At 45.9% G+C, this 21,290-nt stretch carries 16 protein-coding genes and 2 pseudogenes; 9 read left to right on the top strand and 9 right to left on the bottom strand.

Annotated elements, in window-relative coordinates:
• Positions 1-14: 14 nt before the first annotated feature.
• On the bottom strand, positions 15-434 hold the full coding sequence (locus tag BG260_RS06640; RefSeq protein WP_069131181.1) for a Fur family transcriptional regulator: 420 nt from the start codon (positions 432-434) through the stop codon (positions 15-17).
• A 34-nt stretch (positions 435-468) separates the two neighbouring features.
• Complete coding sequence (locus BG260_RS06635) at positions 469-2,037, bottom strand: Na+/H+ antiporter NhaC family protein (protein WP_069131180.1); 1,569 nt, start codon at positions 2,035-2,037, stop codon at positions 469-471.
• Between the two features lie 267 nt (positions 2,038-2,304).
• On the opposite strand from BG260_RS06635, the gene BG260_RS06630 reads away from it, so the two are divergent.
• From BG260_RS06630 to BG260_RS06615, 4 genes are all read left to right on the top strand, one after another.
• On the top strand, positions 2,305-3,669 hold the full coding sequence (locus BG260_RS06630) for a M28 family metallopeptidase (protein WP_087148693.1): 1,365 nt from the start codon (positions 2,305-2,307) through the stop codon (positions 3,667-3,669).
• A gap of 233 nt (positions 3,670-3,902) precedes the next feature.
• Positions 3,903-5,333 carry a pyridoxal phosphate-dependent decarboxylase family protein gene (locus BG260_RS06625; RefSeq protein WP_069131178.1) on the top strand — a complete coding sequence of 477 codons (1,431 nt, stop codon included), beginning with the start codon at positions 3,903-3,905 and terminating at the stop codon, positions 5,331-5,333.
• Between the two features lie 112 nt (positions 5,334-5,445).
• Positions 5,446-6,054: a hypothetical protein gene (locus tag BG260_RS06620; RefSeq protein WP_069131177.1), complete on the top strand. Its 609-nt coding sequence runs from the start codon at positions 5,446-5,448 to the stop codon at positions 6,052-6,054.
• Between the two features lie 111 nt (positions 6,055-6,165).
• Positions 6,166-7,095, top strand: coding sequence for a response regulator (locus tag BG260_RS06615; protein WP_069131176.1), 930 nt, complete (start codon positions 6,166-6,168; stop codon positions 7,093-7,095).
• A gap of 9 nt (positions 7,096-7,104) precedes the next feature.
• On the opposite strand, the gene BG260_RS06610 is transcribed toward BG260_RS06615, so the two are convergent.
• Complete coding sequence (locus BG260_RS06610) at positions 7,105-8,052, bottom strand: mechanosensitive ion channel family protein (protein ID WP_069131175.1); 948 nt, start codon at positions 8,050-8,052, stop codon at positions 7,105-7,107.
• A 258-nt stretch (positions 8,053-8,310) separates the two neighbouring features.
• On the opposite strand from BG260_RS06610, the pseudogene BG260_RS06605 reads away from it, so the two are divergent.
• Positions 8,311-9,754 (top strand): annotated as a pseudogene (locus BG260_RS06605) (L-lactate MFS transporter).
• Positions 9,755-10,013: 259 nt separating this feature from the next.
• Here the strand turns inward: BG260_RS06605 and BG260_RS06600 are convergent.
• The 4 genes from BG260_RS06600 to BG260_RS06585 all read right to left on the bottom strand — a co-directional run bounded on the left by BG260_RS06600 (position 10,014) and on the right by BG260_RS06585 (position 15,119).
• Positions 10,014-12,473 (bottom strand): glycogen/starch/alpha-glucan phosphorylase, encoded by a 2,460-nt coding sequence (locus BG260_RS06600; protein ID WP_069131174.1) that lies wholly within the window; start codon positions 12,471-12,473, stop codon positions 10,014-10,016.
• Positions 12,474-12,541: 68 nt separating this feature from the next.
• Positions 12,542-13,405 carry a 4-(cytidine 5'-diphospho)-2-C-methyl-D-erythritol kinase gene (ispE, locus tag BG260_RS06595; RefSeq protein ID WP_069131173.1) on the bottom strand — a complete coding sequence of 288 codons (864 nt, stop codon included), beginning with the start codon at positions 13,403-13,405 and terminating at the stop codon, positions 12,542-12,544.
• 15 nt (positions 13,406-13,420) lie between these two features.
• Positions 13,421-13,678: a SemiSWEET transporter gene (locus BG260_RS06590; protein WP_069131172.1), complete on the bottom strand. Its 258-nt coding sequence runs from the start codon at positions 13,676-13,678 to the stop codon at positions 13,421-13,423.
• Between the two features lie 16 nt (positions 13,679-13,694).
• Complete coding sequence (locus BG260_RS06585) at positions 13,695-15,119, bottom strand: CCA tRNA nucleotidyltransferase (protein WP_218089737.1); 1,425 nt, start codon at positions 15,117-15,119, stop codon at positions 13,695-13,697.
• A gap of 133 nt (positions 15,120-15,252) precedes the next feature.
• On the opposite strand from BG260_RS06585, the gene BG260_RS06580 reads away from it, so the two are divergent.
• Positions 15,253-16,188: a cation diffusion facilitator family transporter gene (locus BG260_RS06580; protein WP_069131170.1), complete on the top strand. Its 936-nt coding sequence runs from the start codon at positions 15,253-15,255 to the stop codon at positions 16,186-16,188.
• A 148-nt stretch (positions 16,189-16,336) separates the two neighbouring features.
• Here the strand turns inward: BG260_RS06580 and BG260_RS06575 are convergent, their stop codons facing one another.
• On the bottom strand, positions 16,337-17,014 hold the full coding sequence (locus BG260_RS06575; RefSeq protein WP_069131169.1) for an OmpA family protein: 678 nt from the start codon (positions 17,012-17,014) through the stop codon (positions 16,337-16,339).
• A 222-nt stretch (positions 17,015-17,236) separates the two neighbouring features.
• Between BG260_RS06575 and BG260_RS06570 the strand changes: the two genes are divergently transcribed.
• Positions 17,237-17,968: a hypothetical protein gene (locus BG260_RS06570; RefSeq protein ID WP_069131168.1), complete on the top strand. Its 732-nt coding sequence runs from the start codon at positions 17,237-17,239 to the stop codon at positions 17,966-17,968.
• A 64-nt stretch (positions 17,969-18,032) separates the two neighbouring features.
• Here the strand turns inward: BG260_RS06570 and BG260_RS06565 are convergent, their stop codons facing one another.
• Positions 18,033-19,028, bottom strand: coding sequence for a sugar phosphate nucleotidyltransferase (locus BG260_RS06565; RefSeq protein ID WP_069131167.1), 996 nt, complete (start codon positions 19,026-19,028; stop codon positions 18,033-18,035).
• A 221-nt stretch (positions 19,029-19,249) separates the two neighbouring features.
• Here BG260_RS06565 and BG260_RS06560 point away from each other — a divergent pair, with 221 nt between their 5' ends.
• Both BG260_RS06560 and BG260_RS06555 read left to right on the top strand, forming a co-directional pair.
• On the top strand, positions 19,250-20,953 hold the full coding sequence (locus BG260_RS06560) for a UDP-N-acetylmuramoyl-tripeptide--D-alanyl-D-alanine ligase (protein ID WP_245683914.1): 1,704 nt from the start codon (positions 19,250-19,252) through the stop codon (positions 20,951-20,953).
• Between the two features lie 103 nt (positions 20,954-21,056).
• Positions 21,057-21,290 (top strand): annotated as a pseudogene (locus tag BG260_RS06555) (hypothetical protein); the annotation flags it as partial.

Here is a 21,290-nt window from a genome sequence, read left to right as displayed (position 1 = left end):
CACTATTGCAAAGGTCAGGCAGCGCAATTTGCACAACGTCCGGTAATGACGAAGTTTCCGTGATCGGGCTGAAATTTTGGAGGGAGGTTGAAGGATGGGATTTGCAGCTCGGTAAAGCAGAAGGTATTCTGGCAACTTGAACAGTAGAAATGGACATGGAGGTCGTCGGGGTAGGAACAAGTGCAATTTTCAGCGCACAGAGCATATTTGGCACTTCCGCTCTCGTCGTGAATCTGATGAGCAAGCCCGTGTTCGAGGAATGTTTTTAGCGTGCGGTAAAGTGTGGTGCGGTCCGACCGGGAGAAGTGATCTTCAAGGTCGGCCAGGCTGACCGCCGCTTTTTGCTCAATCATATAATCGAGTACCATGGTACGGACGGCCGTAGGCTGTATGCTCCGACTCTGAAGTCGTTGTTCTGAATCTGATTTTTCCATCACGAAAGATGCCGGTTAAAAAGGTTCCTGAAAATTAAACGAACATCACTACCAGAATTGCATAGGAGATAACCGCCAAACCGCCGGCAAGCAGGGCAAGCGGCAGCTGCGTCGTAACGTGATCCATCAGATCACACCCGGTTGAGAGTGAACTCAAAATGGTGGTATCCGAAATGGGTGAACATTGATCCCCCATTACGCTGCCACCAATTACAGCTGCAAAACAGAGCTGCAGGAAGAAGATGTCTTCGGGTACAACGGCCCAGGCTAGTGGTACGGCAATCGGGAAAACCACTGCATATGTACCCCACGAGGTGCCTGTGGAGAAGGCAATAAGCATGCAGAGCACCATCAATACGCCGGGTAGAAATGCGGGCCAGACTAAATCTCCGATCATCATCACAACATAGTCGGCGGTACCTACGGCATCGGCCACCTCCTTGAGCGTTACAGCCAGGGCTAATATGATCGCCCCGATGGTGACACCTTTACAGCCGTCAATAAATCCATTAATGGCAACCTGAAGGCTCATCCCTTTTGCGATGGCAATTCCGATTCCTGCAAGAACCGCCAGTACAAATGCCTCGGCAATTAACAGGGTGGGGTCATCAGATCCGAGGATAAAAAAGGTATAGAGGTAAGGAATAATTGCAACTCCAAGAAGAGCTCCGATCGGGCCAAAAAAATCGATCAGGCCCGGTTTGTACCCTTTTGGAATTTTGCTTTGAGTCAGTTCATCGGCTGCCATTGGGGTAGCTCCTTTGCGGTCGAGCGTGCCTTTGGTTCGGGAGCGTTCTATCGCTTTTCTCATCTTCTTTCCGGGTACCCAGGGCAGTTTTTCCCAGGCAAAAAGCAGTGTGATTAGGATGGCGAAGATGGCGTAGAAGTTATACGGTAAGGAGGCGAAGAAAAATTGAATCCCATCGTTTGTTGTTTCAAAAAGGGATATAGTGCCAATAACCAGCCCGGCTACATAAATGGGCCAGACGTTAAACGGGATCAACGTGGCTGCAGGTGATGCCGTACTATCCACCATGTAAGAGAGCTCCTCGTGCGAGACTTTGTGCTTATCGGCTACCGGCCGAACGGTTGCACCGGTCAAAACCGTACTGATGGTTCCTCCCTGATGGAAAACCAATCCCATCAACCAGGTGAAAAACTTTGCAGATCGGGGACCGACTACCATTTTTTCTGATGCCCATTTGGCAAAAACCTCGGCGCCTCCGGTGCGGGTCCAGATCCCAATCAAACCGCCAAGAGCCCAAAGATAGACCAGCAAAATCAGGGCAAAACTCTCCGTTCCAATAGACGGAATCAGAAAATCCTGAACAATATTGAGTTGTCCGGCAATTACACCGCCAAGAAAGATCCCTATAAAAAGAGCGCTCACTACTTCGCGCGTCCAGAATGCAAGGACAATGGCCACCAACGGGGGCATAATCGACCAAAAACCGAAATGTCCGCCCTGTTCGGGGAAACTGCCCCAATTTAATGTGTGATACACACCCGCAATCACGAGTGCTAAAAATGCCCCAAAATAGATTTTTCGACGGGTTTCAGGGGTTTTCCACTTATGTATTGTATCCTCTAAAAAGTTGCTCATAGTCATGGTAGTTATTTGTGCGGCTATAAAATAAGATATCACAGCACAAATGCTCGACTCATTTTGATAAGAGATGTTAATAAAATGGGAGCGGCTGCAGAGGTTGTTATCACCTCAATTATCAGGTGCGGCTTGTAAAAAATTACACTCTATTCTATCCCGTGTTGATATTCTGCCAAAGATCTCACTTATTCACTATGTTCTTTAGCTCAAAAACCAATCCTACCATTTATGAAATCGACCGTAACAGTTTTTCTCTTTTTAACCATGTTTGTTGTTGCTTGGCCGGCAAATGCCCAAACCAATGCCAATGCGGGATTTACTTCTCCACCTCAGTATCAGCCATTTTTGAAACAACTCGCCGAAGACGTATCTGCGGATCATGTTGAGGAGTATACACGTATTCTGGCGGGCTTCGAAAATCGCCACACCTTGTCCGATACAACATCCGACACCAAAGGAATAGGCGCTGCCCGCCGCTGGATTAAAGCAGAATTTGACAAAATTTCTGAGGAGTGCGGAGGTTGTCTTGAGGTGTTTTACGTAAACGGCACCGTTGGCGGCCAAAATCGAATTCCGGAACCTGTGGAGATTGTGAATGTAATTGCAGTTCAGCGCGGCACGGCCGACCCAAACCGAGTGGTGATGATGACCGGTGATATCGATTCCCGTGCATCAAACGTAATGGATGCCGAAACCGACTCACCCGGCGCGAATGACAATGCATCCGGAATGGCCGGCACAATTGAAGCCGCAAGGGTTCTCTCCCAACATCAGTTTCCCGGCACGATTATTTATGCGGGGCTGTCAGGTGAGGAACAGGGGCTCTTTGGCGGTCAGATTGTGGCTGACTACGCCATCGAGAATGGCTGGAAGATTCATGCCGTTTTAAATAACGATATGATCGGAAATATTCGAGGTATCAACGGTATCATCAACAATACAACGGCTCGTGTATTTTCGGAAGGTACCCGCGCTGTAGAGACGGAACGAGAAGCGAGAGTACGGCGCTTTACCGGTGGTGAGGTAGATTCGCCATCCAGAAATCTTGCCCGCTACATTTATGTGATGGGCGAGCAGTACATCGATAATCTGGATGTGATGATGATCTACAGACTCGATCGGTTTGGCCGAGGCGGACACCACCGCCCATTTAATGATGTCGGTTTTCCGGCGGTTCGTGTGATGGAAACCAATGAAAATTATAATTGGCAGCATCAGGATATACGATCGGAAGGCGGGATTGAATATGGTGATGTGATTGAACATGTCGATTTTGACTACGCAGCCAAACTGACGGCTTTGAATGTGGTTTCACTTGCCGGAATGGCGAAAGCTCCGGCTCCTCCATCGAATGTGGACATCAGCGGGGCGGTTCGTCCAAGTACAACACTTAGCTGGGATGCACTTAATATGGATGAAAATCCTCATCTCGAGGGTTATAAAGTGTACTGGAGGTTAACAACATCCCCGGTATGGACACACGGCCGTCCCACCGGTGATGTGACCGAATACACGCTCGAAAATATTGTGATCGACAACTACTACTTTGGCGTGGCGAGTGTTTCAGAAGATGGCTATGAAAGCCCGGTCGTATTTCCGGGTCCGGCCGGCTCATTCGACCGCGAATAATCGGGATTATTTTTACACAGACTTAGATATCATAACTTTAAAATCCTATTTCCCCTCCTTCGCAAGGAGGGGGTAGGGGTGGTTGAGCTTCTGCTTTTACTTTTTTTTCTGAAATAATTCTGTGCTCTGCGAAAACTTAGTGCAACTCTGCGAGAAACGTTTCGACTCCATTTTGAGAAAAATCTCGAAACTGCGCTCAATGTGACGTATTTAATTAACAATACAGGCTTTTCATGAATTTAGACTTCACTCCCGAAGAACTTACCTCACACATCCAAAAAGCAGGAGAGATCGTCCGCGAACTTTATGAAGAGAAGCTGGACAGACACGTATTTCCCGGGAAAACTCCGGAAGAGGTTCAATCGGTGTTTAATGACAACCTGCCTGAGAGCGGGATGGATGTGGAAGATCTTTTAAAGAAGGTCCGGGAAGATGTGATCGGTTCAGCCACGATGAATGTGGGGCCTCACTACTACGGATATATTACCGGCGGCGGTAACCAGGTGGCTATTCTGGCAGAAATGATCAGCTCGGCACTAAATCAGAATAATTTGAAATGGCATTCGTCCCCGGTCAGTACTGAGCTTGAAAAGCTTGTGGTTAAATGGGTGTCGCAATTTATAGGGTATTCTGACCAAGCTGCCGGCGCTATACTGGATGGAGGATCCACGGCCAATTTTAATTGCATGGCGGTTGCAAGAAAAAATATGGCGCCCGAATCACTAAGCAGTGAAGGGTTGTACGGGATGAAACCGATGACGGTTTATGTTTCGGAAGAGGGGCACTCCAGCTTCGATAAAGCCGTGGATGCTCTCGGGATTGGATTAAACAACCTGCGAAAAATTCCGGTGGACGATCAGTATCATATTCGCACAGATCTGCTTTTGGATCAGATTCAAAAAGATCGAAAGGCCGGGCTCAACCCAATTTGTGTGATTGGAATTGCCGGAACAACCAATTCGGGTGCAGTTGATAATTTGCGGGAACTTGCTGATATCGCCAAGGAAGAGAAATTGTGGTATCACGTGGATGCTGCATACGGCGGACCTGCAGCAAAACTGGAATCGGTGAGTCACCTTTTTGCGGGTCTTGAAGAGGCGGACTCGGTTGTGGTTAATCCTCATAAATGGCTCTATGTTCCGTTTGAGGCTGCCTGCATTCTGGTGAAAGAGCCGGAAACGCTTCGGCGGACGTTCAGCCTGATTCCCGATTACCTTCAGTCCAATGAAGATGAAGGCGGGCGGACAGACATGATGGAGTACCAGTTGCCGCTCACAAAAAGTTTTAAATCGCTCAAGGTCTGGATGACGCTGAAAGCATTCGGAGCAAAACGGCTGAGAGAAACGATCCAGGGAGATATTGACAATGCGCAGCATCTGCAGTCTTTGATCGAAAAATCGGATGATTTTGAAATGCTTGCACCGGTACCGCTTTCAATCGCCTGTTTTCGGTATACTCCCGCCGGGATGAGTGAAGAAGATATGGATGAGTTAAACAGAAAATTGGCTCATGCCATTGAACAGGACGGCCGGATTTTTCTCACAACCACAAAAATCAAAGGTAAAACGGCGCTGCGCACCTGCTTCATCAACCCAAGAACGACAAAAAAGGATGTGGAGTGGATTCTGGAAGTGATACGGGATGTGGCCAAGCCATTTATGTAAAGGGATGCGTTTTCAATCCGATTTAGTCGATTCGCGAACGTCTCAAATATCGGGCATTCGGGAAATAATCTATATATTCGGGCCGGGATTACTTTAAATCAAATTCATTTTCATGAAAATACTTACTCTGTCATTGATATGTTTTTCATTGCTTGCCGCCTGCAGTCAATCCGAATCCGAACCTGAGGAAACTGCATATGATTCTAAACCGTTTGAGGAGTTTTATGACGCCCTCGCAGAACAGTGCGGAAATGCATATCCGGGTAGTTTAACCCTGGAACCGGAAGGTGATGAGATGCTGACCGGTACGGAACTGCTGATCGTCCATTTTCGAGAGTGTGATGACGAGCAGCTCAAAGTGCCGTTTCATATTGAGCTGGAAGCGGATGAGGATTGGGATCGCTCCCGGACCTGGATTTTCACCAAACATGATGAAGGTCTTGAGCTTCGTCACGATCACAGAAAACGTGACGGAAGTGAAGATGAAGTGACAATGTATGGCGGTTTCACTGTTGGAGAGGGAACGGCTGTTCGGCAGGAGTTTCAGTCTGTGGAAAGAACAGAAGAGACCGGGATTTTTCGGGGATGGAGGATAGAGATTGTGCCCGGAGAGCGATATACCTACGGAACCATTCGCGGCGAGGAGTGGTCGTGGCGGGTAGATTTTGATTTGAGTCAACCTCTTGAGACGTTGCCGCCGGCTCCATGGGGACATAATTAATATGCTTACTATTTTTTATCTTTGATAAACTCAATGGGGTTGAGTTCGTAGTGGTTTTCAAAGTGATCGGGTATTAGCAGATTCAATGTCTACTTCTTGTAAGGTTTAAGGATGAAATACAGAGTTTTAGTTATTGACGACGATAAAATGACTCATCTGGTAGTAAAAAACCTGCTGGGTGATGATTATCAAATTCTCCAGGCATTTGACACTCAGGAGGCGGTAAATATACTTGCCGAAGAGAAAGTGAATCTTATACTCTCTGATATTCACATGCCGGGAGTAGACGGACTGGAGTTTCTGGAGTCGATGATGGCAGATTCTGAGAAAAGAAACATTCCCGTTTTGATAATGACCGGGCAGCCAACGGTCGAAAAAGAGAAAGCAGCACTGAATCTTGGAGCGGCCGATTTTATCAGGAAAGAGCAGTTTAAAACGGAAAGGGATCAGATTCTGGAGCTGGTTCAGGCCAAACTGGTTACAACCATAGAGATGGAGCTGCCGGCTCACCTTCAGTTCAACAAAAAAGAGTTTGTAAAGCGGCTGATGGACGAGGTGCACATGGGAGACTTCTTCCAGGTAGCGAGAAGGTTAAGTGAGATGTCTCTGAATATTTTTGATATCGATCATATCTATTTCTGGACAATTCATCAGGGCGACCCGAGGATGGTTCACGCCATGGGAGTAAAGGAGTTACACCAGTATGGACCAGATGATCTGCTTCCTGAACCGACTTATAAAACGTTTTTGAAAGAGAAGAAACCCTATGTGTGCAATCACGCATTTGGTGATGACGACAAGGGAATTTTCAAAGAGGATTCTAAAAAGCTGAATCTGCCTGCCGAAATTGGAATTCCGCTCTACAAGTTAACCGACAAGCAGTTTTTGAAAGCCGGCCGAAAAATTCCACCGGGCACAGATCTATTTGCATACATTGTGCTTAAACGAAATAAACTCTTTTCAACCAAAGAGTTTAAACTGATAACAAGTCTCTATGTTCAAGCCGGTACAATTTTGTGGAGAATGTACCAGAAAATTTGAACCTTTCCGTTACTGGCTTTTCTCTTCTTCGGATTGATTCTCTTGTGATGGCTCCATTTTTTGCTGACGGACTGGCAAATCAACAGAAGAGCGCATATGAAGATCGCGCTGAGGAAATGGAATTTCGATATCGTGTTCCCGAAATTTCTTCACAATCGCCTGATTGATCTCATTTCTTACAATTGGATAGCGTTTTACATCAGGTATCCATACCCGCAGCTGCATCTCCCATGCAGAGTCGCCAAATGAGACGAGATGAACTTGAGGCTCAGGGTTTTTAAGCACGTTTTTATTTTCATCAGCCACTTCTCTCAATGCCTTCAGAACAGCATCCAAGTCGGACCCGTAACCCACACCCACATCTACATCAAGCCGGTACTCAGGGTCACCGTGCGAATAGTTGATCACATTACTGGATACAAACTCTGAATTAGGTACGATAATTGACACTTTGTTGAGCGTGCGGATTTTTGTAGCCCGGATGTTGATCTCCAGCACATCGCCTTCAATACCTGCAACAACGACCCGGTCTCCAACACTGATAGGCCGTTCAAAAAGAACGATCAATCCCGAAATGAAATTTGAGGTGATATTCTGCAGGCCAAAACCGATACCGACTGAGAGAAAACCGAAAATTACGGCCAGGCTGCTCAGGTCAATTCCAATGAACTGAAAAGAAACCAGCACCCCAATGGTAACAATGATGTATTGAGACACCCTGGCAAGTGTATAGCGTAAGCCGGACTCAATCTCAAATCGTGTTAGAACCCGATTGAGCAGCATCTTTTTGATCACTTTACTGGCAAACCCAAATGCGATCAGAAAGAGGAGAAAAATGATTAATGTCAGAAGACTTACCTGAGTCTCCTGAAGCTGAAAAAGGGTGGTGGTAAGAAGGTCGTGAGCAGAGCTGATGATCTCTGAATAGGATTGCTCAAAAAAATTGCCGTCTTCCATAGTCGCGGACTTATCTGTATAAAGTTAAATTTTAAGTTCTTAAAATATGAAAATAGCCATCGAATAGAGAAGCAATCTTTGTTGATGGTATGGACTAACCGGTATAAGATTCATTTGATTTCTTTATATTGAAAATATTCATCAGAGTACGAATAGACGCAACGGTTACGGGATAAAAGATTAAGCATAAATATCATTCCATTGCACTCCTTTTTAGATCGTGAAAAAACAGTCGCAAAGCCCGGTTTTAGCCGCTGATTGATCCCCCCGGCAGCACTGGCTATCCATTTATCTATCGGGCAGGTTTATGCGTTTAGTGTATTTAACCTGCCGTTATCACAAATTATCGGGGTAACGGTATCTGCTCCAGCCGATTGGAAACTCACAACCATCGGCTGGATCTTTTCTATTGCGATCGTTTTTCTGGGGCTCTCGGCTGCCGTGTTTGGGAAGTGGCTCGAGCGTGTTGGCCCTCGAAAAGCGATGTTTGTTGCAGCCCTCTGCTTCAGCGGTGGGTTTTTTGTTTCAGCGTTGGGTGTGCATCTGCATCAAATCTGGATTGTCTACCTCGGGTATGGAGTACTGGGTGGAATCGGTCTTGGGATCGGATACATATCTCCGGTTTCAACTTTGATTAAGTGGTTTCCCGATCGTCCGGGAATGGCCACGGGCATGGCAATTATGGGATTTGGAGGCGGTGCTATGATTGGGTCACCTCTTGCTGTAGCCTTGCTCGACTATTTCTCGTCGCCGATTTCTGTTGGCGTTTCGGAGACATTTTTGGTGATGGGTGCGATTTACTTTTCACTTTTGATGTTTGGAGTCGTAACGGTTCGTATCCCTCCGGAAGGATGGAAACCTGAAAATTTTGTTCCGTCTTCAAAGCCGGGAAAACTGATAACCAGCAACCATGTAGATGCAGATACAGCGCTTAAAACGCCACAATTTTGGTTGCTGTGGGTCATACTCTGTGTAAATGTAACAGCCGGAATCGGGGTTTTAGGGCAGGCTTCCCCGATGATTCAGGAGATGTTTGAGGGGGTGATTACCGCAGAGGCTGCAGCCGGATTTGTAGGATTATTGAGCCTGTTTAACTTGATCGGGCGCTTCTTTTGGTCTTCACTATCTGATAAAATCGGACGTAAAACAGTTTATGCTATCTATTTTGGGTTGGGACTACTGATGTACGCACTTATCCCGTCACTTGGCCGGCTGGATACGGCTATCCTATTTGTGATCGGATTCGGAATTATCATGAGCATGTACGGCGGCGGATTTGCCACGATACCGGCTTACCTAAGAGATCTGTTTGGAACATATCAAGTTGGTGCCATTCATGGAAGGCTGCTTACAGCTTGGTCTACGGCAGGAATTCTGGGGCCGGTACTGGTTAACTATATCCGTGAAATTCAAATCAATGCCGGTGTGGATAAAGCCGAGGCTTATACAGTAACGATGTATATCATGGCAGGACTACTTCTCATCGGTTTAGTTTGCAACTATCTTGTGAAAGAGGTAGATGCCAAACATCAACTTTTTAAAGAGAAAAAGAGAGAAGGGTTATGACAAAATGAAAGAAAGTGAGGTCGAAAAATCACCGGTGATCTACATTGTGCTGGCCTGGCTGTTTGTGAGTATACCGCTGATGTGGGGAATTTATCAGGTGGTACTGCGCTCCTTGCCACTCTTTGCCGGATCGTAGATTATTAACTTGGCCAATTTTTTATTGAATTCCTTCGGGGGCTTTGACATCCAACATCTTCGTGAAACTTAGGATCATTGGCCCTCTTGGCCGGAAGGGTACTTAATTCCCTCTGCGAAACTCAGCGCTTTAATCTGCGAACCTCTGCGAGAAAAGAGGTTAAATTTACTGAGTGAGAGAACATCTTACTGTCCCAAACAAAAAGCCCTTCTGAAATCAGAAGGGCTTTGATGTATTTCGAATTGAGGGGGAAGATTAATTATCTCTTCACTTCCACATCCCAGATCTCGTCTGCATAATCCTTGATCGTTCGATCTGAAGAGAACTTTCCAACCCGTGCCGTATTTAGCAGAGCCTTCCGGTTCCATTCATTCTGATTTTTATAGAGCTCATCCACCTCTGCCTGCTTGTTGATGTAAGCTTCATAATCGGCCAGAACCAGGAAGTAATCTCCTTTATGCAGCAGGGAGTCGATGATTGGCTGGTACAGCTCTGAATCTTCATTAAAGAAGCCATCTTTAATCTGATCCAGCGCTTTCTTCAGCTCCTCGTTGCTGTTGTAGTAATCCCACGGGTTGTATCCTTCATGGCGCAGACGCTCCACGTCATCCACAGTATTTCCAAAAATGAATATATTTTCATCTCCTACCTCCTCTTTAATCTCCACATTGGCACCATCAAGGGTACCGATAGTAAGCGCTCCGTTCAGGGCAAACTTCATGTTCCCGGTACCGGATGCTTCAAAACCTGCAGTTGAAATCTGTTCTGAAAGGTTTGCGGATGGAATCATCTTCTCGGCCAGTGTTACACTGTAGTTTTCAAGGAAAATGAATTTCAGCTTGTCACCAACATCGGGATCGTTGTTAATTTTCTCACCAATGTCGTTCATCAGCTTGATGAACAGCTTCGCCATCGTGTAACCCGGTGCGGCTTTCCCGGCAACTAAAATTGTACGGGGTACAAAGTCTCCGTCGGGATTCGCTTTGATGCGATTGTACTGCGTAATGGCATAGAGTGCAAGCATAAACTGGCGTTTGTACTCATGAATTCGTTTAATCTGAATATCGAACATCGATTGAGTATTTACCTTAATACCGCGCTTCTCTTCGATGTAGTCTGCCATTCGCTGCTTATTGTTCTGCTTTACTTCGGCAAACTTCTTCATGAACTTTTTGTCGTCCACAAATTTTTCCAGTTTCTTCAGCTGACTCAAATCGGTAACCCAATCTTCTCCAATTTCGCCAGTGATCAGGTCAGACAGCTCACGGTTCGACTGTCGCAGCCATCGCCGGGGAGTAATTCCGTTCGTTTTGTTAGTAAACTTCTCCGGATAGATCTCATAAAAATCTTTGAAGAGGGTCTTCTTAATCAGGTTACTGTGCAGTTGTGCTACACCGTTCACTTTGTGGGACCCAACAATACCGAGAGAGGCCATGTGTACAACCGGATCTTCCCCTTCACCTACAATAGAGAGCCGACTGACTTTCCCCCTGTCGTCACCGATCTTCTCACTTACATCATTCAGAAATCGTCGATTTATTTCGTAAATAATCTGCAGGTGTCGAGGCAATAGGTTCCTCAACAGAGATACAGGCCATTTTTCCAGTGCTTCGGGAAGAAGCGTATGGTTGGTATAGGCCATTGTTTTCACCGTTATATCCCAGGCGAGCTCCCACGAGAGCCCCTCTTCATCCACAAGAATTCTCATCAGTTCGGGAATGGCAAGGTTTGGATGCGTATCGTTGCACTGAATGGCCACCTTTTCCGGTAGTTTTCTCCAGTCGTCATGTACTTTCTTGAACCTTCGCAGAATATCACGAACGGACGCTGCAACCAGGAAGAACTCCTGCTTCAGTCTCAACTCCTGACCCACAAATACTTTATCGTTTGGGTAGAGGACACGTGAGATATTTTCATTAAGCTGCGTATCACGTACCGCATCGATATACTGCCCCTGGTTAAAGCTCTTCAGGTCGATGGAGGATGAGGAAGATGCTTTCCATAACCTGAGGTTGTTTACCACATCATTCTTGTAGCCGGGGATTGGTGTGTCGTATGCCACCGCCAGCACGTCGTGTGTGTTATCCCATCGGAACCGTAAATTGCCTTTGTCATCATGGTAAGCGTGGGAGTTTCCGTAGAACGGTACGTTGTACTGAATTTTTGGACGGACAATATCCCAGGGATTTCCATATCTGAGCCAGAGGTCGGGCTTCTCAATCTGGTATCCGTTCTCTATTTGCTGATAAAATATTCCGTAGTCGTACCGGATACCGTAACCGATTGCAGGAATTCCCAATGTTGCCATCGAATCCAGGAAACAAGCTGCAAGCCGTCCAAGACCACCGTTTCCAAGACCCGCATCCCATTCGGCATTTCGCACTTTATCATAATCCAGCCCAACCTCTTTCATTGCATCTGCAGCTACATCCTGCATCCCCAGGTTTACAAGCATATTGTCCAGAAGGCGCCCGATCAGGTACTCCATAGAAATGTAATAGACGCGCTTTTCGTCATTGGAGTAGTAACGCTGCTGCGTGTTGAGCCAACGGTCGTGCAGGCGGTCCATCACCGCGAGAACCACGCTTCGGTAATTATCCCATTCTGTTGAGCTATACTTGTCTTTGGCTAATGTATAACGAAGGTGCTGTTTAATATCTTCCTTGAAGGAATCCACATCCATTCCGGCGCGCGGATCTGTTTTTTTTGATTTACCCATAATGTCAAAAATTAATTGTCAGTCGTTAACAGGAGTGCTGAAGCAGTCAGCAGGTCTCTCCAAATAGTTTAGTCTTTTCTGTAAATACCGTTATCCGGCTCAAAGTTTGGCCTGGTTAGATTTGCGGGAAATCCAAGCTTATAAAACGATTCATAGGCATTAATTGCAACAAAATCTTGCTCAAAAACACCGTAAACCGTGGAACCGCTTCCGCTCATCATGGCGAACGACGCCCCGAATTCGAGCATTTGATCTTTGATATTACCGACCAGTTCATGTTTTGTAAACACCGGAGCTTCCAGGTCGTTTTCCAGTAAAAACTGCCACTGATCGATCTCCTCTTCAAGTAAAACCCCCTTTATGGAGAAGTCATGGTCCGGATTTGGCACACAGTTTTGGTACACCTCTGCTGTTGAGCTCTCAAAGTTGGGGTAAGCAGTTACAATCCATGCATCGGGTTGAATATCGGCCGGTTCGATATCGTGGCCCAATCCGGTAGCAATGCCCGGTTTCCCTTTAATGAAAAACGGAACGTCTGAACCGAGGGTTCTGCCCAGGTCTATCAGCTCATCTTTTGAAAGCCCGGCTTCTTCCAGCTTATTCAGGATTCTAAGTGTAAGCGCCGCATTACTACTGCCTCCGCCGAGTCCGGCACCGGCAGGAATATTTTTTATAACGTTGAAGCTGTAGTGTCGGTTTAGCCCAATGTAGCGATCAAACAGCTTGTAGGCTTTTGTAATCAGGTTGGAATCGTCCGTTGGGATCGATTTCTCGGACAGATTTAGGGTGTACGCCTCAGAGGGTTGTACTTCGAACCGATCGCTCCATTCAATGAAACAGAGCCCTGTTTCAATCCGATGGAATCCGGTAGGCAGCTTTTCGAGAACGTGAAGTCCAAGATTTATTTTTCCGTACGAATTGGCAATCCACATAGGTACAATCCTTGGTTAGTCTTTAAAAATCAGTTTAAACATCAGAATACTCAGTGCAAGCAGAAGTGTAATGGCGTTGGCCAGAATAATCGGCAAATCGGAGATGAGGATTCCGTAAATAAGCCAGAGGAGTACGCCTGTGCAGAAAATAGAGTACATACCAAGGGATAAATCCTTGGCAGATTTAGATTTCCATGTTTTTATGACCTGCGGCAGAAAGGCCACGGTTGTACAGAAACCGGCTGCAAGCCCAATGATTGTGAGAAATTCCATGCTTAATGTAAATGGGTTATCTGTTCTCGGAGTTTAAATACTCTTCTTTTATATCCTGTAGGTATTGGTAGGCGGCATCATACTCGTTGGGAATCTCCCCATCCAGAATGGCCTCTTTGATCCGGTCTTTTACTTTTCCAACAACCGGCCCGGGAGAAACCTCCAGCTCTCGCATAATTTCATCGCCGCTGATCGGGTTTTTCCAGTTGCGCATCCGGTCTTTCTCTTCAACTTCAACAATTTTCTTTTCAACCTTGTCGAAGTTGTTACGATATTTTTTCCGGCGCCATTCATTTTTACTGGTGATATCTGCCCGGCAAAGTGTCATCAGGTCGTCGATGTCGTCCCCGGCTTCAAAGATCAGGCGGCGGACCGCACTGTCGCTCACCTCATCCGAGACGAGCGCGATGGGCCTGAGGTGGAGGCGGACCAGCTTCTGAACATATTTCATCCGGTCATCAAGCGGCAGCCCGAGCCGTTTAAAAATTCTTGGCACCCACTTGGCCCCGAGCGCGTCGTGGCCGTGGAATGTCCACCCAATGCCGCGCACAAATTTTTTGGTCGGTGGTTTGGCAATATCGTGAAGAATGGCTGCCCAGCGAAGCCAAAGGTCATCACTTACTTTAGCTGTGTTGTCGAGAACCTCCAGAGTGTGCCAAAAATTATCTTTGTGGCGCATTCCGTTCTTCTCGTCCACGCCAATCAAATTCACCATTTCGGGAAAAAACTGTTTTAGCAGCCCGGTTTTTAGCAGAATGGCAAAGCCAATGGAAGGCTTTGGGCTCAGGACAATTTTATTAAGCTCATCCAGAATTCGCTCTTTCGAAATAATGGAGAGGCGGTGGGCCATTTTTTTAATAGCATTGAACGTTTTTGGTTCAATCTTAAAATTGAGCTGTGTGGCAAAGCGTACAGCCCGCATCATTCTCAAAGGATCGTCATCAAAGGTCTTTTCCGGGTCGATGGGAGTGCGAATCAGGTTGCCCTTTAAATCCTGAATTCCATTAAATGGGTCGTGCAGAACACCAAACTGATCAGGGTTCAGCGACCATGAAAGTGCATTAATGGTTAGATCGCGCCTCAACTGATCGTCTTCCAGAGTTCCATCTTCTACAATCGGTTTTCTGGAATCCCGCCGGTAACTTTCTTTCCGTGCACCCACAAACTCCAGGTCCAGGTTTTTGTACTTCACCTGTGCAGTTCCAAATTTTTTAAAAACCGTCAGTTTGGAGGTATTTAATTTTTTTGAAATTTTCTGAGCGAGTTCAATCCCGGAACCGACGGTCACAAAATCGATGTCAGTGATCTCATCCGGATTCAGCCTGTTTAAATAGTAATCGCGCACATATCCGCCAACTACATAAACATTTTGGTTGATGGATTCGGCAATCTCGCCAATGGTTTTAAAAAGCTCTTGGTGTTGTTTGGGTATTTCCAGCAAAATGAATCGTGATTTTTTGTTAGCTTTGTAAAATAACAACATTCTAAGTGGCAATCAGCTAAAGTCCGGATTTCTTTTAGGTGGAGTTTTAAGTGCTGCTGATTTGCCGAAATTCAATCGCTAAACAAACGTTATGACAGCATCAGCCAGAGTAAAAAATGCGCTGCGAATCAGCCTTGCTGTTTCTGTTTTGTCGCTGATTGTAAAAATGGGTGCATTTGTTATAACCGACTCAACAACGGCGATGTCGGATGCGGCTGAATCGGTGGTGCACGTTCTTGCAGTTGCGTTTGTACTTTACGGCTACCACCTGAGCTTGAAACCGGCAGATGATACACACTTATATGGACACGAACGGGTGGAGTTTCTTTCGGTAGGCGTGGAAGGGGTTGTGATTATTTTGGCAGGTATCTCCATCCTGTTTTTGGCTATTCAGAATCTGATCACCGGGTTCGAGCTGCAGAACTTAAGCACCGGAATCTATCTGGTTGGGTTTGCAGCCGTTGTAAATCTGATTCTTGGACTATACGTTCAAAAGGTGGGACGGGAAGAGAATAGCATGATCGCCATCAGTAACGGAAAACACATTTTAACGGATGTTTGGACCAGCGGCGGTGTAATTGTCACTCTACTGCTGATTAATATCACAGGGTGGGTTTACCTCGATACGATTGTCAGTATATCCATTGCGGTTTACATCTCGTATGAGGGATTCAAATTGATTCGTTATTCCGTGGATGGAATTATGGATGCCCGCAACCCCGAAGTGCATAACGCCCTGGAAACCGTTTTGGAGAATGAGCTGCCTGCAACTGCTACGGGATGGCACCATCTGCGCCACCGAACATCCGGCTACACCACGTGGGTTGAACTGCATGTAACATTCAAAAAGGACATAAGCCTCAAAAAAGCCCATGACGATGCCACGGTGCTGGAGCGAAAACTGATTGATGCGCTGAAAAGCGATGCAATTGTTACGATACACTTAGAGCCGGAAGCACCGCATGACGAACTTCATGAGATTCTCAAAGACGCCAATAAAAATCAACGGTTTGATGATTTTGTTTGATGGTGAACAGGCCTGGGTATCGGTGTGCAGGTGTTCAATTCGATATGTCCTGATGAACAGTTGGTGTAAACGGACATAAATTTTCGTCAAATAAAAAAGGCGACACCTTTCGGTATCGCCTTTTAAAACGGGTTATTTTTATTACAAGTTACTGCTGCGCTCTTTCCAGTCGGGCGATATATTCGTCACTGGCAAAAATCGCCACTTCAACCCGTCGGTTTTCCTGGCGGCCGGCTTCGGTTTCGTTATCGGCAATCGGTTCGGTTTCGCCACGGCCTTCAATTTGAACGCGAGATGAGGCAATACCCTGTTCAATCAAATAGCTGGCAGCAGATTGTGCGCGTCGTTCACTCAGGCGTTGGTTGTAATTTTCATCTCCTGTAGAATCGGTGTGCCCTACAATCATCAGGTTAGTGTCGTCATCCTCTCCCATTATTCGAGCCAGTTTCCTTAGGTTTTCCCTGGAAGCCTGCCGCAGTTCGGAGGAGTCAAAACCAAACAGCAGTCCGCTGTCAAAACTGAGTGCAATACCCTCTTCAACACGCTGTACGGTTACACCATCCAGTTCGCGCTCCAGTTCTTCTGCTTTTCGGTCCATATTTCGCCCGATAATAGCCCCCACAGTGCCGCCAACGGCTGCTCCTGCAATGGCACCGGCTGCTGTATTGCCCAATGTTTTCCCTACTACAGCGCCGACTGCGGCGCCACCGCCGGTTCCAATAACCGCACCACGGGCTGTGTTACTCCAGTTTGAACAACCGGAAATAATGAGTGTACTTGCCAAAATTACCAGAATAACCGCAGAATGTTTTGTTATACGTATCATAATGTTTTGAATTTTGTTGATGAGTAATCTCTTGCTAAAACTGTCGTTGCATCAAAATGTTTCAGTTCCGGAGTGCAGCCTGTAACATTCCATGCTCTATTTCGCATAATGTAATTAAATATTTCTCCGTACGCTACCGTCTTGGCTCACATTAATATGCGGTACAAGAATCTCTTCAATGTTTGTAACTTCACATAAATCAATGAATAAAAAACTACGGCCATGAAGTATTATTCTGTTGCTTTACTGTTTGTATTGTTTTTATCCGGCTGCATGCCTGAACCGGTTTTCAGGCTCGAATCTCAGCACGATAATGTACTGAACTATCGGGGTATGGAGTATCTCTACAGCGAAGGTGAAAACTCTTCCGTCACTATGGCTTACTATCGTCATGTTGATGATTATATAGTTATGGATGTTGAGATTGTTAATTACTCTGACTCCATTATTCAGGTAGATACACCCGGCTTTAAATATAGTGCCCGATATGATTATGGTGATGGAAGTTATAATCCGCTGAAAGGTGGTACTGCGTACAACCCCGAACAAATTCTGCTGAATCTGGACCTTGCCTCTTCTCGGGCCAATGCTCAAGAGAAAACAAACTTGGTGTTGGACGGCATTACGGTTGCAGCAAATATAGCTTCAGACGTAGCCGGTGCAGATTCACAGACAGTCCAGGAAAGAAATAGAAGAGAAAATCAAAGAACACGTGAGGCGATTGAACGAGCAGAACGCAGGGATCAGTTTTATGCACGGGTCTCCAGCCTGAATGAGCAGCGCACGTACTGGGAAACGGAAGTGATCCGTAAAACAGATCTATACCCGGATGAGTCCATTGCCGGTGAGGTGCTTTATCCCGTTGCCGAAAAAGCGAATGTAGTGGAATTTTCAGTAATTGTAGGAGAAGAGGAGCATCATTTTGTATATCGGCAAAAGAAGTATAAGCCATAAAAAAAGCGTGATCTGAAGTGTAAATCACGCTTTGTCAAGTTTATTGAAGGTGGTTAGAGCCGGCTTACTGTTTCAGAATGGAGTGGTCACCAATGTGAATTTCACCCGTGGCATTATCTGCTTCAGCAAAGTTTCCAATCGTTGAACCTTTCAGGTTGCATCCGGAAAGTTTAACACTTTTCTGAATGATTGAGTTTTCAACTTTTGAGTTGGTAACAGTAGTTCTGGCTTCGATGCTTACATTGGGGCCAATTTCACTGTCGGAAATCTCAACTCCATCGCCAATGAACACCGGCGGGTGGATGGTTGTATTTTCATACGCATCAAAAGAGTGATTCTCCTTTTTTAGGATTTCACCGGTTGTTTCCAGCCATGCCGGCAGGGTTCCACAGTCGAGCCACTCATCTACCGTGGCTTTTTTAAAAGTTTTTCCATCTTTCAGCAGTCGGTCGAGGGCATCGGTAAGCTGGTACTCATCACCGTGGCCGGTTACATTATTGTCGAGCAGGTACTGAATCTCCTTCATCAGATGTTCACCCTGTTTAAAGTAATAAACACCAATAATGGCCAGTTTTGAGATTGGTTCGCTCGGCTTTTCAACAAAATCGGTAATGGTGTCTCCATCGTGAACGGCAACACCAAAACGGGATGGATCTTCCACTTCTTTCAGCCAGATAACGCTGTCTGCATCATCCAGGGTTACTTTTTCGTAGGAGTCAAAAATGGTGTCGGCAAACACGATGATAACTTCACCTTCCAGATCTTCTCCGGCACAGGAAACCGCGTGTGCCGTCCCGAGCGCTACATCCTGCACTCTGAAAGTGGCTTTGGCATTGTGGCGCTCACTCATATCGGTTAGAGTCTCTTTAATTTCGCGCCCAAAATCAGGTCCCAAAATGTAGACAATTTCATCTATGGTTCGGTCGAGGGTGCGGGCAAATGTTTCAACAATTCTCTCGACGATCATGGTGCCGGCCACCGGCAGAAGCGGTTTTGGGGTCGTGTGTGAATGAGGACGGACGCGTGTTCCCCGGCCGGCCATTGGGATAATCAGTTTCATAAATTCAGAATATTCATTTTTTAATTTTCAGAAACATCCGGTTTCTTTATCATTCTATGATTGTGAACTCTTTATTTTCGGATGTTTACTATCTTGTTTTCTTTATTGGGTAGAAATAAGTGAATCAAATATAACAGTTCACGGTTTGATTATCGAACGTTGATTCCTCCGGCCGACTGAAGAAAATCATTTTTGAAACGAGTTAAATAACGACCAAAAGTTTGGATATCTATACATTGTTTATGAATGCGATCATTACATTGTTTATGAATGCGATCATTATACTCCTGATCGCAATTTTTATCAGACATTCACTTCACAGGCTGCGCTACTTTCTGCACATGTTTCAGCAGCTCGGCTATAAAACCCATGAGTTTCGCCACTGGCTGATGGATCACTTCTTCAGCCGTTTTTTCACGCCGGAGCATATCTTTTTCAATTTGATCATTCTGATTGTGATCAACTTTCTGGTTGACCGGATAACACTCACGGCCGGTGCTATTACAATGTTTGTATTTGCGCTGTTTTGGTTTGTGGATACATCCAGGTACAAGCAGGAGAAAGAGAAAAAACCGCTTGTATACACCGCACGGGTAAAGCGTCTGTTGGTTACAGCACTGATAATTATTGGGGTGCTCTGGTTCTACATGATTGATATTGCATACAGAGGGGTTCAGCTTCGCGATTTTGTTGCGCCATTCATTAATGTTGATCCATATTTTCTCAGTTTTGGCCTGGTTGTACTCGATATCTTCATTCCGTTTTTTCTCTATCTCGCAGCTTTTGTCATGAAACCGGTTGAAAAGAAGATTCAAAACGGATTTAAAAAACAGGCGCGAAATAAACTGCAATCCTTGCCACACCTGAAGGTCATTGCCATTACAGGAAGTTACGGCAAGACGAGCACCAAATTTTTGATGGACGCATTTCTGAAAGAGCGGGTTCGGGTATGCGTTACTCCCGGTAGTTTCAATACCCCGATGGGAATCTGTAAAGTGATTAACAACGATCTGGAAGCTCACCACCAGGTGTTGATTCTGGAGATGGGCGCCCGCTATCAAGGGAACATTAAAGAGCTTTGTGATATCGCACAGCCGGATATTTCGGTAATTACAAACGTGGGGATTTCTCATCTGGAGACATTCGGTTCTCGCGAAGCGGTAGCTCAGGAGAAGTCAACCCTGGCGAGAGAGTTGAAGCCGGGCGGCACGTTAATCCTGAACGGTGATGACCCTCTGGTTCGAAATATGGCAGAACTGCGTGATGATGTTAAGATCGTATTTGCGGGAAGTGAGGGAGCCGTTCGAGTCTCAGAAAGTGAAACCGGTGCGAACGGAACCCGTTTTGAGATGAGCGTTTTTGATAAAGAGGGCAACCGTACAGATAAAGAAGAATTTAAAACGAAATTGCTGGGTAAGCATAACATTCAAAATATGTGTATCGCTGCCGCAGTTGCCCTTCAGTTTGATATTCGCTTGAAAACGATGGCCGTGGCCGCCTCCAAAATGGAGCCGGTTGAGCACCGTTTAGAGTTGAAGAGCCGCAATGGATTGACGGTTATTGATGATGCATTTAATTCTAACCCTGTGGGCGCTAAGAATGCGGTGGATATACTGGCTTCATTCAATACGGGTAAGAAAATTATCATCACCCCGGGTATGATTGAACTTGGTGAACTGGAAGAGAAAGAGAATCAAAAATTTGGAGAGCATATCGCCAAATCCGGCCTCGATTTGGTAATTTTGGTGGGAGATGAACAGACGAAGCCAATCCAGAAAGGGATTGCATCAGTTCAGAGCGGATCTAAAACTGATGTGAAAATTGTGAATTCACTTTTCGAAGCGAATGATTATCTGGAGACGTATGCCTCACCGGGTGATGTGGTTCTCTACGAAAATGATCTCCCCGATACATATAACTCGTAGTGTCGGTATGCATCGCATTTTGATGTGATTTTATCCAAAAGGAGAAACAACCGCCCCACGATGCTGTTTAGGTGAATAGAACAGTTCACTTAATTGAAGCATTATGAATAAATGGATACTGAAGGCCGGATTAATTTTAACAGTTGGTTTGTTTAGCAGCGGCTGTATGGTTTCGGGCGGTCTGATTATCGAGCCTGAACCTGTAATTATCGGAGATCCGCCACGAAAAGTTTTGCACCGTGCTAAACAAAGCAGAAACTATAAAAAAGCCAATTTTCGGGTTCCGCCGGGACACATGCCCCCGAGGGGTAAATGCAGGGTTTGGTATTACGACCGT

Origin of the sequence: Rhodohalobacter halophilus (assembly GCF_001715195.1) — a bacterium.
Taxonomy (GTDB): Bacteria; Bacteroidota; Rhodothermia; order Balneolales; family Balneolaceae; genus Rhodohalobacter; species Rhodohalobacter halophilus.
This window is presented reverse-complemented; position numbering and strand designations above follow the sequence as displayed.

What these genes read in the sequence shown, in the direction of transcription:
- BG260_RS06590 (WP_069131172.1), bottom strand. Translation starts at nt 13,678, where the DNA reads ATGGAATTTCTCACAATCATTGGGCTTGCAGCCGGTTTCTGTACAACC.
- BG260_RS06620 (WP_069131177.1), top strand. Translation starts at nt 5,446, where the DNA reads ATGAAAATACTTACTCTGTCATTGATATGTTTTTCATTGCTTGCCGCC.
- BG260_RS06570 (WP_069131168.1), top strand. Translation starts at nt 17,237, where the DNA reads ATGAAGTATTATTCTGTTGCTTTACTGTTTGTATTGTTTTTATCCGGC.
- BG260_RS06640 (WP_069131181.1), bottom strand. Translation starts at nt 434, where the DNA reads ATGGAAAAATCAGATTCAGAACAACGACTTCAGAGTCGGAGCATACAG.
- BG260_RS06600 (WP_069131174.1), bottom strand. Translation starts at nt 12,473, where the DNA reads ATGGGTAAATCAAAAAAAACAGATCCGCGCGCCGGAATGGATGTGGAT.
- BG260_RS06610 (WP_069131175.1), bottom strand. Translation starts at nt 8,052, where the DNA reads ATGGAAGACGGCAATTTTTTTGAGCAATCCTATTCAGAGATCATCAGC.
- BG260_RS06615 (WP_069131176.1), top strand. Translation starts at nt 6,166, where the DNA reads ATGAAATACAGAGTTTTAGTTATTGACGACGATAAAATGACTCATCTG.
- BG260_RS06635 (WP_069131180.1), bottom strand. Translation starts at nt 2,037, where the DNA reads ATGAGCAACTTTTTAGAGGATACAATACATAAGTGGAAAACCCCTGAA.
- BG260_RS06625 (WP_069131178.1), top strand. Translation starts at nt 3,903, where the DNA reads ATGAATTTAGACTTCACTCCCGAAGAACTTACCTCACACATCCAAAAA.
- ispE (WP_069131173.1), bottom strand. Translation starts at nt 13,405, where the DNA reads ATGTGGATTGCCAATTCGTACGGAAAAATAAATCTTGGACTTCACGTT.
- BG260_RS06575 (WP_069131169.1), bottom strand. Translation starts at nt 17,014, where the DNA reads ATGATACGTATAACAAAACATTCTGCGGTTATTCTGGTAATTTTGGCA.
- BG260_RS06580 (WP_069131170.1), top strand. Translation starts at nt 15,253, where the DNA reads ATGACAGCATCAGCCAGAGTAAAAAATGCGCTGCGAATCAGCCTTGCT.
- BG260_RS06565 (WP_069131167.1), bottom strand. Translation starts at nt 19,028, where the DNA reads ATGAAACTGATTATCCCAATGGCCGGCCGGGGAACACGCGTCCGTCCT.
- BG260_RS06630 (WP_087148693.1), top strand. Translation starts at nt 2,305, where the DNA reads ATGTTTGTTGTTGCTTGGCCGGCAAATGCCCAAACCAATGCCAATGCG.